The organism is Arthrobacter paludis (assembly GCF_056782315.1).
In genome coordinates this window covers 176,361-191,754 of the sequence record NZ_JBXAEW010000006.1, presented here as the reverse complement: position 1 = coordinate 191,754, position 15,394 = coordinate 176,361, and the positions used below count along the sequence as shown (strand labels likewise).

Genomic DNA, 15,394 nt, shown 5'->3' with positions numbered 1-15,394 from the left:
TGTAGTTCCCAAGGACGTTGTGAACAGCGTGGCGTGATGTAAACGGCGAGGACCTCCGGTATCGATTTGGGTTACCACACTCATCTCGACCACCGGAGGTCCTCTTGCCCTACGTTACCCATGCCAACGCGGCCCTGTCCTTCCAGGCCAGGCTGAAGCTCGCTGTGCTGGTCGTCGAGCAGGGGTGGCCGTTGCGCCGGGCCGCTGAGCGGTTCCAGGTCTCGCCTTCCACGGCCAAGAAGTGGGCGGACCGGTACCGGGCCCGCGGCCAGGCGGGGCTGACCGACGCGGCATCCGTGCCGCGTCGCCAGCCCCGGCGCACCGCGCAGCGGACCGAGCGGCGGATCGTCGCGTTGCGGTTCAACCGACGGTGGGGACCGCACCGGATCGCCGGGCACCTGAACCTGCCCCGCTCCACGGTGTGGAAGGTGCTCAACCGGCTGCGGATGCCCCGGCTGGGCGCCCTGGACCAGGCCACGGGCCTGCCGGTGCGCCGCCCGGCACCGCGCCGCTACGAACACGACGAGCCCGGCAGCCTCATCCACGTCGACATCAAGAAACAGCCCCGGATCCCCGACGGTGGCGGGCACCGCGTCCACGGGCGCGGCTCGGCCCAGCACCGGGCCTCCAAGCGCCAACGCGCCGGCTACGCCTACCTGCACCACGCCGTGGATGACCATTCCCGGCTGGCCTACTCCGAGATACTCAACGACGAGCGCAAGGAGACCGCCGCCGGCTTCTGGCTGCGGGCCGTGGCGTTCTTCGCGGCCCACGGGATCGTGGTCAAGGCGGTGCTGACCGACAACGGCTCCTGCTACCGCTCCAAGGCCTTCAACCAGGCCCTGGGCCCGAACGTGAAGCACCGGTACACGCGCCCGTACCGGCCCCAGACCAACGGCAAGGTCGAGCGCTTCAACCGCACCCTCAATGCCGAGTGGGCCTACGCCCGCCCGTACCGCTCCGAGGCCGAGCGCGCCGCGGCCTACACGCAGTGGCTACACGACTACAATCACCACCGACCCCATTTCGGCATCGGCGGCAAGGCCCCCATCAGCCGCGTTCACAACGTCAGTGGGAACTACAGCTAGGCCCCCGGGCACCCGGACGCCGCCGCCCCATGGGGCGGCGGCGTTTGGCGTTGGCGCCCTGTCGCGCCCCCCGCCCCGGTGCCGCCCCCGAACCGTCGTGCGGCCCTCCCGGCGGCCGTGGCACAGTGGTGCCCATGGACGCGGTCGACTGGGAGGGCGCCGTCAACGCCCGGCACGTGCTCGGGGACGTGTACCGGATGGGGCGCGCCGAGTGGCTCACCGAGCGCGGGTGGCGGCAGGCGTACGACGACGGCGTCCGCACCGTCATCGACCTGCGGAACGCCCCGGAACGGGCCCGCCGGCGGACCGACCCGGAGGTGCGCGACGCGGCCCGGGCGGGCATCGCCGTCGTCCACCTCCCGACCGAGGACCCCGACCACCCCGAGTACCCGGTGCCCGGCGGCTACCTCAACCACCCGTCCCACTACCGGGCCGCCGTGCGGCTGTTCGGCGACCGGCTGGCGGACGTGTTCCGCGGCCTGGCCGCCGCCGAGGGCAAGGTCGTGGTGCACTGCTCGGCCGGGCGGGACCGCACCGGGCTGGTCGTGAGCCTGCTGCTGGACCTGGCCGGGCGCCCCGACCTGGCCGTGGAGCAGGACGAGGCCGCCGCCCGGGGCATCAACGAGTGGCACCGGGTCAGCCCCGTGCCGCACCCCGTCGAGACGTATCTGGACGAGGCGCGGCTCGCGACGGTCCTGGCGGGGCGGGCCCGCGCGCTCCGGGCGTTCCTCGCCGCGACGGACGCCGGCGAGCTGCTGGCCGCCCACGGGCTGGGCCCGGAAGAGATCGACGCAGTACGAAAACGCCTCGGGTGACTTGCCACGGACACCCCTGCGGGGGTTGTCTGGTACGCATGGCCAATATCCTGATCCTCGGTGGAACGCAGTGGCTCGGCCGGACGCTGGCGCGCGCCGCACTGGCCGACGGGCACGCGGTCGCGTGCCTCGCGCGGGGATCCTCCGGGCCCTTCGAGCCCGGAACGGAGGCGTTCGTCGCCGACCGCGACCAGCCGGACGCCTACGCGGAGGCGGCGACCCGGGAGTGGGACCTCGTCGTCGAGCTCACCCGCTATCCGGCGCACGCCGGGCAGGCCGCCGAGGCCCTGTCCTCGCACGCCGTGAACTGGGTCTTCGTCTCCTCGTGCTCCGTCTACCGGGACCAGTCGACCCCGTACGCCCCCGAGACCGCCCGCCTCGTGCCAGCCCTCGAATCCGGCGCGGAGTACACCGACGCGCTTTACGGGGAGGCCAAGGCGGGGTGCGAGTGGCTCACCCTCGCCAGCCGGGGCGGCAAGGCCCTGCTCGTGCGTCCCGGCCTGATCGGCGGGCCGGGCGACCCCTCGGGCCGCACCAGCTACTGGCCCCTGCGCTTCGCCGCCGGCCGTGCGCCGGTCCTCGTCCCGCACTGCGGGGACGAGGACTCCCAGGTGCAGATCATCGACGTCCGCGACCTCGCGGCCTTCATCCTCGCCGCCGGCCTGGCCGGGCGCGGCGGGCCGGTCAACGCGGTCGGGGCCGAGATGCCGCTGGCCGACGTGCTCGCCAGCGCCGCCAGCGCCGGCGGCTACGCGGGGGCCGTGGTCCGGTACCCGCTGGAGCGGATGGAGGACGACGGCGTGGCCCCGTGGGCCGGCCCCCGCTCCCTGCCCCTGGTCCTGCCGGCGGGGGACCGGTACGCCGGGTTCGCCCGCCGCACCGACCGCAAGGCCCTCGCCTGGGGCTTGGTCCGCCGATCGCTCGCGGAGACGTTCGCGGACACCATCGCCGCGGCACCGGAAGGGCCCGCCCCCGCCGCCGGCCTGACGGCCGAGGAGGAGCGGGCCCTCTTGCAGTCCCTGTCGGGCACGGGGGAGCCGGCCCTGGGCTGAGGCCGGGGGCGGCTACCCGGTGGCGCCGGCCAGGGCGTCCACGGCCCCGGCGGCCAGCGGGTTGTCCAGGTCGCCCGCGTAGGCCAGGGAGCCGGCCGGGTCCGCGAGGTCCAGCATCTGCCGGTTGTTGCGCAGCTGCAGCCGGTTCAGGCACGACAGCGGGAACACCGGGTCCAGCAGGCCCAGCGCGTCGAAACGGTCCGCCGTCTCCGGGTGCCGGGCCCGGTAGTCCACCAGCCGGCCGGCGACCACGGACCAGAACCCGTCCTCCGTGGTCAGGCCTTCGCGCACCAGCAGCGGCCCGAGGAAGCGCAGGAAGCAGTCCACGACGTCCGTGAGGATCGACAGCCCGCGCTCGGCGTCGCCCACCTGCGCGCGGATCCGCTCCACGGCCGGCGGCAGCGGCACCCGGTCGCCGAGCACGGCGACCTCCTCCGCCAGGTCCTTGAGCAGCACGCGCTCGGGGACGCCGTCGCGCAGCACCAGGATGACGTTCTCGCCGTGCGGCATGAACACGAGGTCGTGCTCGACCAGGCAGTGCACCAGCGGCACGAGGTACGCGTCGAGATAGCGGCCCAGCCAGTCCGCGGCCGGGAGCCCCGACCGGCGCACGAGCTCCGCCGCGAACGGGACCCCGGCCGCGTCCGTGTGCAGCAGGGACGCCATGGTCGCCAGGGACTCGCCCCCGCCGATCCTCGCGGAGGGGGACTCCCGCCACAGGGCGGCCAGCATCTTCCGGTACGCCGAGTCCTTGTCCGTGGCCGCGTGGAACATCGGGTTCGAGTAGCCGACGGCGGCGACCTCGCGCAGCAGCTGCACCCGCTCCGGGTCCAGCTCCGGGTCCGCCGCGAACAGCTCCGCCAGCCAGTCGTTGATCGCGGGCGTCGCCTCCATGTAGGCGGCGGAGAGCCCGCGCAGGAAGCCCATGTTCAGCACGGACAGCGCCGTCTTGACGTAGTGCCGGGACGGGGCGGTCCGGTTCATGAACGTCCGGATGGACTGCTGCGGCTGGTACAGGTCCTCCGCCGTGCCGAGGTGCACCAGGTGCCCGGTCGCGACGTCCGCGGCGAACGTGACGGCGAGCCGGTTCCGCCACTGCCAGGGGTGCACGGGCAGCGGCACGAACTCCGCCGGGTCCAGGCCCGTCCCGCGGCAGGCGTCGGCCAGGCGTTCCCGGAACGCCGCGCGCAGCCCCGGACCGAGCTCGGCCTCCAGCAACGCGTCCAGGTCGAGCCCTTCCACGGCCGAGAAGCGGGCCCGCGAGGAGTGCGCCGCGACCCACTCCAGCCGGATGGCCGCGCCGGTCTCCGGGGCCAGCTCCAGGAAGTCCTCCGCGCCGAGGCCCAGCCGCCCGTTGTTGGCGACGAAGCACGGGTGGCCCTCGGTCATTGCGGCCTCGATCCGCTGGAAGTCGGCCGCCGCGTCCCCCGTCCCCGCCGCCAGTTCCGCCGCCGTGGCGGTGGAATGCAGCTGCTTGTAGCAGTGCGAGGCCAGCGTGCTGCCGATCTCCTCCAGGTACACCGGAAGCTGCGCGTCGGACAAGCCCAACACCTCCCGGAACGCCACGACCAGCCGCTGCGCGTCCGGGGCGGCCGGGCGCCAGGCGCCGCCGTCGTGCTCCTCGCACTCGAGCGAGGCCGCGTCGATGTCCCAGTGCTCCAGCGCGTAGCGGCGCGCCCGGAACCGGTACCGGACGCCGGGACCTTCGAGGCGCCAGGAACCGCCGTCGGCCACCGGCTCGAGGAGCCGCTCGTGCGTGAACTCCGCGATCGCCTTCGCCGCGACGTGGCGGTTGGCCGCGGCCCAGCGCCCGGGGGACAGGTGGGCGGCCGCGCCCGACGGGCGCCCCGTGGCCGCCGCGAAGTCCGCACGCGTGCAGTAGGACAGCTGCGCGGCCTTCGCCGGGGCCCCGTCCGCGGCGGGCAGGTCCAGCCGTTCCGCCGGCCGGAACCCGCACCGGGCGTTCAGCGCCTGGACGGGCGCGTTGCGCGCGTCCGGCTCCACGACGACGCGCAGGACCGCCGGGTCGGCGAACAGGTGCGCCAGGACGGCCTCCATCGCCGCGGCGCTGAAGCCCGGCTCAGCGCCCTCCGGGCCCGGGTCCGGCAGCAGCAGGTGCATGCCCGCATCGCCGTGCCGCCACGCGTACCGGCCGGCCAGCACGGAGTGCGCGGGGTCGTAGAACTCGGCCAGGAACGCCGGGGAACCGCCGCGCCGGGCATCCAGGGCCAGCACGGCCCGGTGGTGCGGGTCGGCGGCGATCCGCTCGTGCTCGGCGCGCACCTCCTCCTCCGTGGCCTCGGACATGCCCCAGAAGCGGGCCCGCTCCGTGGCGACCCACGAGTGGAGCAGGGCCGCGTCGGCGGCGGGGTCGACGGGGCGGAACGCGAAGCGCGCGCCGGGCGCGGCGGGGCCCCCGGGCGTCCGGGGATCCCCGGACTGGGCGGCTGTCGTGGTGGTGGTCGCGGGTGCGGGGGCGGTCATCGCAGGGCCTCCTGGAGGTCGGCGGGGCGGGTGGTCTCGGGAGTGCCGCGCGCCGGGGTGGCGCCGCCGGCGGCGTGCGCGGCCGGGTCGAAGGGGGCGTGGGCGCCGGGCGTCCCGAACCCCTGGAACGCGATGCGCCGCTCGACGGCGTAGTGCTCGCGCCCGGCCAGCCGGTTGACGAGGACCGAGTTGCGGTACGCGCCCATTCCCAGGTCGGGGGCCGTGAAGCCGTGCGTGTGCAGCTCGGCGTTCTGGACGAACACGTCGCCGTGCCGCCCGATCCCGTAGCCGCGGTCCACGTCCCAGCGCCCGTCCGGCAGCCGGTTCAGCCGGTCGGCGACCCCGTGGAGGAACGCGGGTTCCCGGTAGCCGTAGCCGGTGGCGAGGACGACGGCGTCGGCCTCGGTCTCGTGGGCGCCGCCGTCGTCCGCGTTCCGCAGCGACAGGACAAGCCGGCCGCCGCGCTCGCCGAGCGCCTCGAGCGCCGTGGCGGTGCGCAGGGTGGCCGGGGCGGGCCCGTGGACGCTGGCCTCGTACAGGTCGTCGTAGATGCGGTTGAGCAGGTCCGCGTTGACGCCCTTGTACAGGCCCTTCTGGGCGGCGCCGAGCGCGTCGCGGCGCCCCTGCGGCAGCGACGTGAAGTGGTCGATGTAGTCTGGGGACGTCATCTCCAGCGTGGGCTTCGTGTACTCGAGGGGGAAGAAGCGGGGCGAGCGGGTCAGCCACTCGACGTGGAGCCCGTCGCCGGTCCGCGACAGCAGGTCGGCGAAGACCTCCGCGGCGCTCTGCCCGCTGCCGACGACGGCGACGCGCCCGGCCGCCGCGAGCCGCTCGCGCGCGGGAAGGTACGCGGAGGAGTGGACGACGCGCGGGTCGTTCCGCAGCGCGTCGGGGACGGCGTCCGGGACGACCGGCTCCGTCCCCGTGCCCAGGACCAGGTTCCGGGCACGGAACGTGCGGGTCCCCTCCGGCGTGCTGGCGGTGACGGCGTAGGCGCCGCCGTCGTGCTCCACCGCCTCGACCCGGTGCCCGTAGCGCACGGGAAGCCGCTCCGCGGCCCACCCGAGGTACTTCGAGTACTCGGCGCGCAGCGCGTAGAAGTCCTCCCGGATGTAGAACGGGTACAGCCGCCCCGTCTCCTTGAGGAACGCCAGGAACGAGAGCGGGTGCGTCGGGTCCGCCATGGTGACCAGATCCGCCATGAACGGCACCTGCAGGTGCGTGCCCTCGAGCATCATGCCGGGGTGCCACTGCGGCGCGTCCCGGGACTCGAGGACCAACGTGTCCACGCCGGCGGGCCCCGCCAGGGCGGCGAAGCCCAGGTTGAACGGGCCGGCGCCGACGGCGATCGCGTCGTAGGTCCTCACGCGGGGACCCCCGTCCCGGCCAGGGCGCGGCCCTGCCGCACGACGGCCTCGAGGATGGCCGCCACGTCCCCGGGCGTGGTGCGCGGGTTGAGCAGCGTCAGCTTGAGGTGGCGGCGGCCGGCGACCGCGGTCGCGGCGACCATCGCCTCGCCCGAGCGGTAGAGCGCGCGGCGGATGGCGTCGTTCAGGCCGTCCACGGCGGCCGGATCCGCGGTCGGATCCGCGACGGGCGCGGTGGCGCCCCCGGCAGGCTCCGCGTGCGGGTCGAGGGCCGGCTCGTAGCGGAACACCACGGTCCCGAGCTGGACCGGGGCCGCGAGCCGCAGCCCGTCGGTGTCTTCGACCAGGCGCCCGGCCTCGGCCGCCAGGTCCAGGGTCGCGTCGAACATCGCGCCGAGCGCGTCCGCGCCCAGCGCCCGGAGCGTGACCCACAGCTTCAGCGCGTCGAAGCGTCGGGTCGTCTGCAGCGACTTGTCCACCTGGTTGGGGCTGGTCGGGTCGTGCCAGGGGTTCAGGTAGTCGGCGTGGTGGGTGATGTGGGCGAAGCGGGCGCCGTCGCGCACCAGCAGGGCGCTGGAGCCGATGGGCTGGAAGAAGGACTTGTGGAAGTCGACCGTCACGGAGTCGGCCCGTTCGATCCCCTCCAGCAGGTGCCGGCGCGTGGGGGAGGCCAGCAGGCCGCAGCCGTAGGCGGCGTCGACGTGGAACCACGCGCCGGCCTCGCGGGCCGCGTCGGCGGCCGCGTGGAGCGGGTCAATGGCGCCGAAGTCCGTCGTGCCGGCGGTGGCGACGACGGCGAGCGGGCGCAGCCCGGCGGCGCGGTCGCGGCGCACCGCCTCGAGCAGCGCGGCCGCGTCCATCCGGTGCCGCGCGTCGACGGGGACCGCGACGACGGCGTCGGCGCCCAGGCCCAGCTGGGCGGCCGAGCGCACGATGCTGAAGTGGCTGTCGGCGGAGGCGTACACGCGCCAGCCGGCCAGGCGCTCCGGCAGCGTGCCGGGCAGGTGCGCGACGGCGTGGTTGCGGGCCATGAGCAGGGCCTGGAGGTTCGACTGCGTGCCGCCGCTCGTGAAGATGCCGTCCGCGTCCGGGCCCAGGCCCGCGAGCCCGGTCGCCCAGTCGACGAGCCGCCGCTCGATCAGCGTCGCTCCGGCGGACTGGTCCCACGTGTCCATCGACGTGTTGACGCTCGTGACGAGGGCCTCCGCCGCCACCGCCGGCAGCGCGACCGGGCAGTTCAGGTGGGCCGCGTAGCGCGGGTGGTGGAAGTAGACGGCGTCGTCGAGGTACAGGCCGGCGGCCTCGGCCAGGGCGGCCTCCGTCGAGCCGAGCGGGGCCGCCAGGTCCACGGACGCGACGCCCGGGGCCAGGTCGGAGGGGTCGGGGCCGGTGGTCGGGCCCTGCGCGCGGACCAGGGCGGCGGCCGCGAGCAGGGCCGCCGTCCCGGTGTCCTGGACGAAGCGGTGCGCCGTGTCGCCGGACAGGAGGTCTGCGGCCGGGCCGCGGGCGGTGCCGGGCGCGGCGCCGGGCGCCGCGGTGTCCCGGCGGGCCGGGACGGTGGAGCTGGGGGCGGTCATATGGTCCCTCTCTTCGGTAAAGGTAGGCTTACCTAAGGCGGAGACATTAAAGGCACGAGAGGGATACGTAATACAAATCGCGTAATACATTGACGCCGCATGTCGGTGACGCGGCAGCCGCCCGCCCGGGCCTACCAGGCGGCGGCGAGGGCCTCGGCCAGCAGCTCGCCGTCGTCCGTCTCCAGGCCGCGCGCGGCGAACCACGCGCACAGGGTGCGGCAGTCGCGCGCCAGGAGTTCGACGCCGGCCGGATTGCCGGCCAGGTCGACGAGCTGGGGCAGGTCGATCGCGACGAGGCGCTCGCCGGCGGCCAGCAGGTTGTACGGCGAGAGGTCGCCGTGGGCGTAGCCCAGCCGCGCGAACCCGCGGACCGCCTCGGCGGCCTGCTCCCAGTACGAGCGCAGCAGGCCCGGCTCCGGGCGGAGCCGGTGCAGCCGGGGTGCGGCGGCCTCCGGGTCCGCCGGGTCGGCGATGAACTCCATGAGGATCTCCGTGCCGTCCAGCTGCACGGGGTAGGGCACGGCGATGCCGGCCTCGTGGGCCCCCACCAGGTGCGACCACTCCGCCGCGGCCCACTCCGCGGCGGCCAGCAACCGCCCGTACCCGGTGCCGCGCTGCAGGGCCCTGGCGTCGCGCGTCCGGCGGACCCCGCGCCCCTCCGCGTACAGCGCCGAGCGGTGGAACTGCGAGTGGTCGGGCCCGCGGTAGCGCTTCGCGGCCAGGAGCGCCGAGCGCGTGGTGGTCGCCCGCCGCACGAGGTGGACGTCCGCCTCCTTGCCGGTCTTCAGGACGCCGAGCTCGGTGTCGACGGCGGCCGCGTCCTCGATGACGAACTCCGGGTACGGCGGCCGGGCGCGCCGGCCCTTCTCGAGGCCGGGCCAGGTGGACCAGCGCTGGTCCGGCCCGAGGGAGTCGTCGAGGGCCGACCAGTCGGCGGGGCGGTCCGGCCGCGCCCGGACGCGCCGGCCGGCGGCGGGGCCGGTGGCGGGTTCCGTGGGACGCGCGGCGGGGCGCGGGGAAGGGTGCACGCGCCCAGTCCACACCTCTGATTGGGAAAAGTCAATCACTTTCTCCGGCGTGCGGTCCGGCACCATGGGGTACGCTGGGTGGAAATACCGACCGATCGTTCAGGAAGGCGTGCCCCATGACCACTCAGACCGCCGTCGCCACCGTGCCCAGCTACGTGCAGGACGCCTGGTGGACCCCCTCCGCGGACGCCAAGTCCGCGCAGGTCCGCGACGCCAACACGGGGGAGGAGCTCGCCCGCTTCGGCGCGGACGGGCTGGACCTCGCCGCCGTCGTCGAGCACGGCCGCACCGTCGGCCAGCGCGAGCTGGGGAAGCTGACCCTGCACGAGCGCGCGCTCAAGCTCAAGGAGCTGGCGCAGTTCCTCAACTCCCGGCGCGAGGAGCTCTACGAGGTCTCCCATCGCACCGGGGCCACGAAGATCGACAACATGGTGGACATCGACGGCGGCATCGGCGTGCTATTCACGTACTCCTCCAAGGGCCGCCGCGAGCTGCCGAACTCCAACGTGGTCCAGGACGGCGGCGTCGAGGTCCTCTCCCGCGACGGCTCCTTCATCGGCAGCCACATCTACACCCGCATCCCCGGCGTCGCGGCCCAGATCAACGCGTTCAACTTCCCCGTCTGGGGGATGCTCGAGAAGTTCGCCCCGGCCTTCATCGCCGGCGTGCCGAGCATCGTCAAGCCGGCCACGCCGACCGGCTACGTCACCGAGGCCGCCGTGCGGCTCATGGTCGAGTCCGGGATCCTCCCGGCCGGCTCCCTGCAGCTGATCTCCGGCTCCGCCCGCGGCCTGCTGGACGCCATGGACTACCGCGACATGCTCTCCTTCACCGGCTCCGCGACGACCGCGAACACGCTGAAGTCCCACCCGAACGTCGTCACCGGCGGCGTGCGGTTCACGTCCGAGACGGACTCCCTCAACGCCGCGATCCTCGGCCCGGACGCCGTGGAGGGCACGCCCGAGTTCGATGCGTTCGTCCGCGCCGTCGTCACCGAGATGACCGTCAAGGCCGGCCAGAAGTGCACCGCCATCCGCCGCACGATCGTCCCCGCCGCCCAGCGCGACGCCGTCGTCCGCGCCATCGGCGAGCGGCTGGCCGCCAAGGTCGTCGTCGGGGACCCGCGCGCCGACGGGGTGACCATGGGCGCGCTGGCCTCGCTCGAGCAGCTGCGCGACGTGCGCGCCGCCGTCGAGGACATGCTCGCCGCCGGCGGCGAACTCGCCTTCGGCTCCCTGGACGCCCCCACGGTGCGCACCGCCTCCGGCCAGGAGTCCGTCGTGGCCGACGGCGCGTTCATGTCGCCGGTGCTGCTCACGTGGGAGGACACCGCGGCCGAGGCCGTGCACTCCCGCGAGGCCTTCGGCCCGGTGACCTCCGTGCTCGGCTACACCGACCTCGACGACGCCGTCCGGCTCGCCGAGCGCGGCGCGGGGTCCCTCGTCGCCACGGTCTGCACGAACGACGGCGAGGTGGCGCGCGCCCTGACCACCGGCATCGCCAGCCACCACGGCCGCGTGCACATCCTCAACCGCGAAACGGCCAAGACGTCGACGGGCCACGGCTCGCCCGTCCCGCACCTGGTCCACGGCGGCCCCGGCCGCGCCGGCGGCGGCGAGGAGCTCGGCGGCATCCGCGCCGTCAAGCACCACATGCAGCGCACCGCCATCCAGGGCTCCCCGAACCTGCTCACGGCCGTCACCGGCGTCTGGCACGCCGGCGCGGACCGGCGCACGGCCGGGGCCGCGGAGTTCGGCGGCTCCCCGGACGCCGTCCACCCGTTCCGCAAGCCGCTCTCGGAGCTGCGGGTCGGCGACGCCTACGCCTCCCCGCTGCGCGAGGTCTCCCTCGAGGAGATCACGGCGTTCGCGAACACCACCGGCGACACGTTCTACGCCCACACGAACCAGGCCGCGGCCGAGGCGAACCCGTTCTTCCCGGGCATCGTCGCGCACGGGTACCTGCTCGTCTCCTGGGGCGCCGGACTGTTCGTCGAGCCGGCGCCGGGGCCCGTACTGGCCAACTACGGCCTCGAGAACCTGCGCTTCATCACGCCCGTCGCCGCGGGGGACTCGATCCGGATCACGCTCACCGCCAAGCGGATCACCCCGCGCGTGACGGACGAGTACGGCGAGGTCGCCTGGGACGCCGTCATCAACAACCAGGACGGGGAGATCGTGGCGACCTACGACGTGCTCACGCTCGTCGAGAAGGAGAACACCACCTACGCGGACTGGGCCGAGTAGCCCAGCGCCTCCGCAGCCGACGGCCGCCGCCCACTCCCGGGCGGCGGCCGTCGCCTTGTCCGGCGCGATTCCCCGGCACCGTTCCGGGAGGGTGGCCCCTGTCCGTGGAAGGCCGATACCGTGGCCCCAGCCGGACCGGCACACGACCAGGGCGGAAGGCGGTAGGGCGATGAATGTACTGTGGCGGTTGTCCACGCGGATGGGTCTGCGGACGGGGTCGTTCCTGTTCTTCGTGTCCGCGGCCATCGTGGTGGTCTTCGCGGTCCTCACGATCGCGTTCACGGGGCCGATGGGCCGGATGTTCGCGGCGGCCTCCGGGTGGCTCCTGGCCAACCTCGGCTGGTTCTACATCCTCGGCGTGACCGTCTTCCTCTTCTTCCTCATCTACCTCGCCATGAGCCGGTTCGGGCGCGTGCGGCTCAGCGACCAGGAGGAGGCCCCGGAGCATTCGGACAAGGCCTGGTTCGCCATGCTGTTCGCCGCCGGGATCGGCACCATCCTCATGTTCTGGGCCGTGGCCGAGCCCACCTTCCACTTCGCCGAGCCGCCCCGTGCCGGCGTCGAGCCGGAGTCGATCGAGGCCGCCTCCGAGGCCATGGGGTTCACGCTCTACCACTTCGGGCTGCACACCTGGACGATCTTCACGCTGCCGTCGCTCGCGTTCGCCTACTTCATCCACAAGCGGCGCCTGCCGCCCCGGGTGAGCTCCATGTTCCAGCCGTTCCTGGGCGAGCGCATCCACGGACCGATCGGGCGCTCCATCGACGTCGTCGCGATCGTGGGCACGGTCCTCGGCGTCGCCGTGTCGATCGGCCTGGGGACCCTGCAGATCAACAGCGGGCTCGCGGAGCTGTTGGGCGTGCCGGAGAACGCGGTGGCCCAGATCATGATCATCGCCGTCGTCACCGGGGTGGCCATCGCGTCCGTCGCCGCCGGGCTGAACAAGGGGATCAAGGTCCTGTCGAACCTGAACATCCTCGTCGCCGTCGGGCTTCTGGCCTTCGTCCTCGTCACCGGCCCGACGCTGGTGATGATCAAGGGCACGGTCGAAAGCGCCGGCACGTACCTGTCGATGCTGCCGGAGCTGATGTTCTGGAACGACGCGTACCACAACACGGGGTGGCAGGGTAACTGGACGGTGTTCTACTGGGCGTGGACCATCACCTGGTCGCCGTTCGTGGGCATCTTCGTGGCCCGCATCTCCAAGGGCCGGACCATCCGCCAGTTCGTCTTCGGCGTCCTCGGCCTGCCCACCCTCTTCACGATCGTCTGGTTCGGCATCTTCGGCATGGGCGTGTTCGACATCGAGCTCAACGGCCCGGGCGGGCTGGTCGACCGTGTGGTCGGCGAGGGGGACATCCCGGGGGCCATGTTCGAGTTCCTGCAGCACTTCCCCCTGGCGACGCTCACGTCCGCCGTGGGGATCGTCCTGGTGGGGGTCTTCTTCGTGACCTCCATGGACTCGGCGGGCCTGGTCCTGGACACGATGGCGAACGGCCACGAGGACCCGGCCCCGACCAAGCAGCGCGTGTTCTGGACCTTCTCCGCGGGGCTGGTGGCGGCCGCGCTCCTGCTCGCCTCCGGCGACGAGGGGCTGAGCGTCCTGCAGGACTTCATCACCGTCGTCGGGCTGCCGTTCTTCGTGCTCGGCTTCCTCATGATGGCCAACATGCTCCGGGCGCTCAAGCAGGACGCGGGGGAGCTGCCGCCCCTGCGCACGCGGCGCTGGCGGCGGGTCCTGCCGCCGGAGGAGTGGCTGCGCCGCCGCAGGGAGGGCACCGGCGAACAGGCCGTCATGGTCCCGGAGCCGATCGTCGGCACGGAGCCCGAGTACGTGGACGCGCCGTTCGACCTCGCCACGGACCCCAACCCCCACCAGGACGAGTCCGACGCGGAGCACCCCCGGCACGGCCGGCACGAACGCCCGGCGGAGGCCGAATAGGGCCCGGACGCGCCGCGGGGCGGCACCCCGCCAGGGATGCCGCCCCGCGGCGCGCGGGGGCGTCCTAGTACGCCTTGACGCGCTGCTCCACGACCAGGTGGATCAGGGCGAACCGGCCCTCGGAGGTCGCCTTGATGGCGGCGTCGACGGCAGCCGGCACGTCGGCGTCGCGCTCGACGCGCAGCCCGAAGCCGCCGAACGCCTCGGCCATCTTCGCGAAGTCCGGGTTGTGCAGCTGCGTGCCGGACACGCGCTGCGGGTAGTCCCGCTCCTGGTGGGTGCGGATCGTGCCGTACTCCTGGTTGTCCATGACCACGACCAGCGGCGTCGCGCCGTACTGCGCCGCCGTCGCCAGCTCCTGCCCGTTCATCAGGAACTCGCCGTCGCCGGCGATGGACACGACCGTGCGGCCCGGGTAGTTCAGGGACGCCGCCACGGCGGACGGGATGGAGTAGCCCATCGAGCCGTTGCGCGCGCTGATCATCGACGCGTAGCCGTTGGTGGGGAAGTACCGGTGCGCCCAGTTGGTGTGCTCGCCGGCGCCGAACGTGACCATCGCGTCGTGCGGCAGCTTCGGGACGAGGTTGCCCATCAGGGTCGCCATCTTCGCCTGGCCGTCGCCGGGCGTGGCCGCCGGCAGCGCGGAGAACTTCTCCTGCTCGGACCGCATCCGGGTGGTCCACTCCTTCCACGAGGAGCGCACGGGCAGGTCCATGCGGACGAGGTCGCGCACGAAGACGTCCGGCTTCGCGACGATCTGGTAGGACACGGAGCCGGAACGGCCGCGCAGGGACGGGTCGATGGTGACCAGGAAGTTCTTCTTGGACCAGTCCTGGCGGACCACGAAGCCGTCGGTGATCACATCGCCGGGGACGGTCCCGACGAAGACCAGCAGATCGGTCTCCTCGAGCAGGTCGTAGGTCGGCTTCGGGCGCCCGTAGCCGATCGGGCCCACGTAGGAGGGGGAGTCGAAGGGGACGGTGCCCTCGCAGCGCCACTCGGCGGCGGCCGGCAGGTCGTGCTCCTCGAGCCACCGGGTGAAGGCCGCGGCACCCTCGTGGGTCCAGTCGTTGCCGCCGAAGACGAACAGGGGCTTCTCGGCGTCCTTGAGCGCGTCCTGGAGGGCCTTCCAGTCGTCGACCGTCATGCCGCCGGTGGCGACGGGGATCTGCGGGTGCAGCTCCGTGGGGACCTGCTCCTTGATGATGTCCTCGGGCAGGCCGACGACGACGGGGCCCGGGCGGCCGGACACGGCCGCGAACATGGCCTCGGCGACGAGCTCGGAGGCGCGCTCCGCGTGGTCCAGGACCATGACGCGCTTGGCGCCCGTGCCGAACCAGGCCTTGGGGTCGAACTCCTGGAACGCCTCGCGGTCGCGGTGCTCGAACGGGATCAGACCGACGAACAGGACCATGGGCGTGGAGTCCTGCCAGGCGGTGTGCAGGCCGACGTGCGCGTTGGCCGCGCCGGGTCCGCGGGTCACCATGGCGACGCCGGGGACCGTGTTCATCTTGCCGTCGGCCTCGGCCATGTAGGCCGCGCCGCCCTCGTGGCGGCAGACCACGGTGTCGATCGGGGATTCGTGGAGGCCGTCGAGCACGTCCAGGTAGCTTTCGCCGGGAACGACGTACGTGCGCTTCACGCCGTGCGCGACGAGGGTGTCGACGATGACGTGCCCCGCGGACTTCGTCTGCCGTCCCTGTCCGGCCGGCGCGGAGTCCACGCCCATCACCTCGGTTGCCGCCACTGTATCTGTCACTGGGACCTCTTTCGCCATTGAAATACCCCGGCCGGG

The 15,394-nt window shown here is 73.5% G+C and carries 10 protein-coding genes; 5 read left to right on the top strand and 5 right to left on the bottom strand.

From position 1 onward, the window contains the following. Nucleotides 1–104 precede the first annotated feature (104 nt). From AC1Q5D_RS07220 to AC1Q5D_RS07210, 3 genes are all read left to right on the top strand, one after another. Nucleotides 105–1,088 (top strand): IS481 family transposase, encoded by a 984-nt coding sequence (locus tag AC1Q5D_RS07220; protein ID WP_481737900.1) that lies wholly within the window; start codon nucleotides 105–107, stop codon nucleotides 1,086–1,088. A gap of 134 nt (nucleotides 1,089–1,222) precedes the next feature. Continuing rightward, nucleotides 1,223–1,903 (top strand): tyrosine-protein phosphatase, encoded by a 681-nt coding sequence (locus AC1Q5D_RS07215; RefSeq protein WP_481737899.1) that lies wholly within the window; start codon nucleotides 1,223–1,225, stop codon nucleotides 1,901–1,903. A 38-nt stretch (nucleotides 1,904–1,941) separates the two neighbouring features. Beyond that, nucleotides 1,942–2,955, top strand: coding sequence for an NAD-dependent epimerase/dehydratase family protein (locus tag AC1Q5D_RS07210; RefSeq protein WP_481737898.1), 1,014 nt, complete (start codon nucleotides 1,942–1,944; stop codon nucleotides 2,953–2,955). A gap of 12 nt (nucleotides 2,956–2,967) precedes the next feature. Here AC1Q5D_RS07210 and AC1Q5D_RS07205 read toward each other — a convergent pair whose 3' ends face one another. The 4 genes from AC1Q5D_RS07205 to AC1Q5D_RS07190 all read right to left on the bottom strand — a co-directional run bounded on the left by AC1Q5D_RS07205 (nucleotide 2,968) and on the right by AC1Q5D_RS07190 (nucleotide 9,411). Next, nucleotides 2,968–5,439, bottom strand: a complete 2,472-nt coding sequence (locus AC1Q5D_RS07205) for a GNAT family N-acetyltransferase (protein ID WP_481737897.1) — start codon at nucleotides 5,437–5,439, stop codon at nucleotides 2,968–2,970. Beyond that, the gene (locus AC1Q5D_RS07200) at nucleotides 5,436–6,806 is read right to left on the bottom strand and encodes a lysine N(6)-hydroxylase/L-ornithine N(5)-oxygenase family protein (protein WP_481737896.1); all 1,371 of its coding nucleotides are present in this window, start codon (nucleotides 6,804–6,806) and stop codon (nucleotides 5,436–5,438) included. The genes AC1Q5D_RS07205 and AC1Q5D_RS07200 overlap by 4 nt, the downstream gene beginning before the upstream one ends. Further along, a complete protein-coding gene (locus AC1Q5D_RS07195; RefSeq protein ID WP_481737895.1) occupies nucleotides 6,803–8,383 on the bottom strand; it encodes a pyridoxal phosphate-dependent decarboxylase family protein in 1,581 nt (526 codons plus the stop codon). Before AC1Q5D_RS07195 ends, AC1Q5D_RS07200 begins: the two co-directional genes overlap by 4 nt. 131 nt (nucleotides 8,384–8,514) lie before the next feature. After that, nucleotides 8,515–9,411 (bottom strand): RIO1 family regulatory kinase/ATPase domain-containing protein, encoded by an 897-nt coding sequence (locus AC1Q5D_RS07190; RefSeq protein ID WP_481737894.1) that lies wholly within the window; start codon nucleotides 9,409–9,411, stop codon nucleotides 8,515–8,517. 116 nt (nucleotides 9,412–9,527) lie between these two features. On the opposite strand from AC1Q5D_RS07190, the gene paaZ reads away from it, so the two are divergent. Together paaZ and AC1Q5D_RS07180 are read left to right on the top strand one after the other, a co-directional pair. Beyond that, nucleotides 9,528–11,657 (top strand): phenylacetic acid degradation bifunctional protein PaaZ, encoded by a 2,130-nt coding sequence (gene paaZ, locus AC1Q5D_RS07185; protein ID WP_481737893.1) that lies wholly within the window; start codon nucleotides 9,528–9,530, stop codon nucleotides 11,655–11,657. Between the two features lie 169 nt (nucleotides 11,658–11,826). Continuing rightward, nucleotides 11,827–13,599, top strand: a complete 1,773-nt coding sequence (locus tag AC1Q5D_RS07180; RefSeq protein WP_481737892.1) for a BCCT family transporter — start codon at nucleotides 11,827–11,829, stop codon at nucleotides 13,597–13,599. 64 nt (nucleotides 13,600–13,663) lie between these two features. Here AC1Q5D_RS07180 and AC1Q5D_RS07175 read toward each other — a convergent pair whose 3' ends face one another. Next, nucleotides 13,664–15,328 carry a thiamine pyrophosphate-dependent enzyme gene (locus tag AC1Q5D_RS07175; RefSeq protein ID WP_481737903.1) on the bottom strand — a complete coding sequence of 555 codons (1,665 nt, stop codon included), beginning with the start codon at nucleotides 15,326–15,328 and terminating at the stop codon, nucleotides 13,664–13,666. Between the last annotated feature and the right edge of the window lie 66 nt (nucleotides 15,329–15,394).

Bases quoted from the DNA above. Each gene is read 5' to 3' on its own strand.
- paaZ (WP_481737893.1), top strand. From the start codon at position 9,528: ATGACCACTCAGACCGCCGTCGCCACCGTGCCCAGCTACGTGCAGGAC.
- AC1Q5D_RS07210 (WP_481737898.1), top strand. From the start codon at position 1,942: ATGGCCAATATCCTGATCCTCGGTGGAACGCAGTGGCTCGGCCGGACG.
- AC1Q5D_RS07215 (WP_481737899.1), top strand. From the start codon at position 1,223: ATGGACGCGGTCGACTGGGAGGGCGCCGTCAACGCCCGGCACGTGCTC.
- AC1Q5D_RS07175 (WP_481737903.1), bottom strand. From the start codon at position 15,328: ATGGGCGTGGACTCCGCGCCGGCCGGACAGGGACGGCAGACGAAGTCC.
- AC1Q5D_RS07195 (WP_481737895.1), bottom strand. From the start codon at position 8,383: ATGACCGCCCCCAGCTCCACCGTCCCGGCCCGCCGGGACACCGCGGCG.
- AC1Q5D_RS07180 (WP_481737892.1), top strand. From the start codon at position 11,827: ATGAATGTACTGTGGCGGTTGTCCACGCGGATGGGTCTGCGGACGGGG.
- AC1Q5D_RS07205 (WP_481737897.1), bottom strand. From the start codon at position 5,439: ATGACCGCCCCCGCACCCGCGACCACCACCACGACAGCCGCCCAGTCC.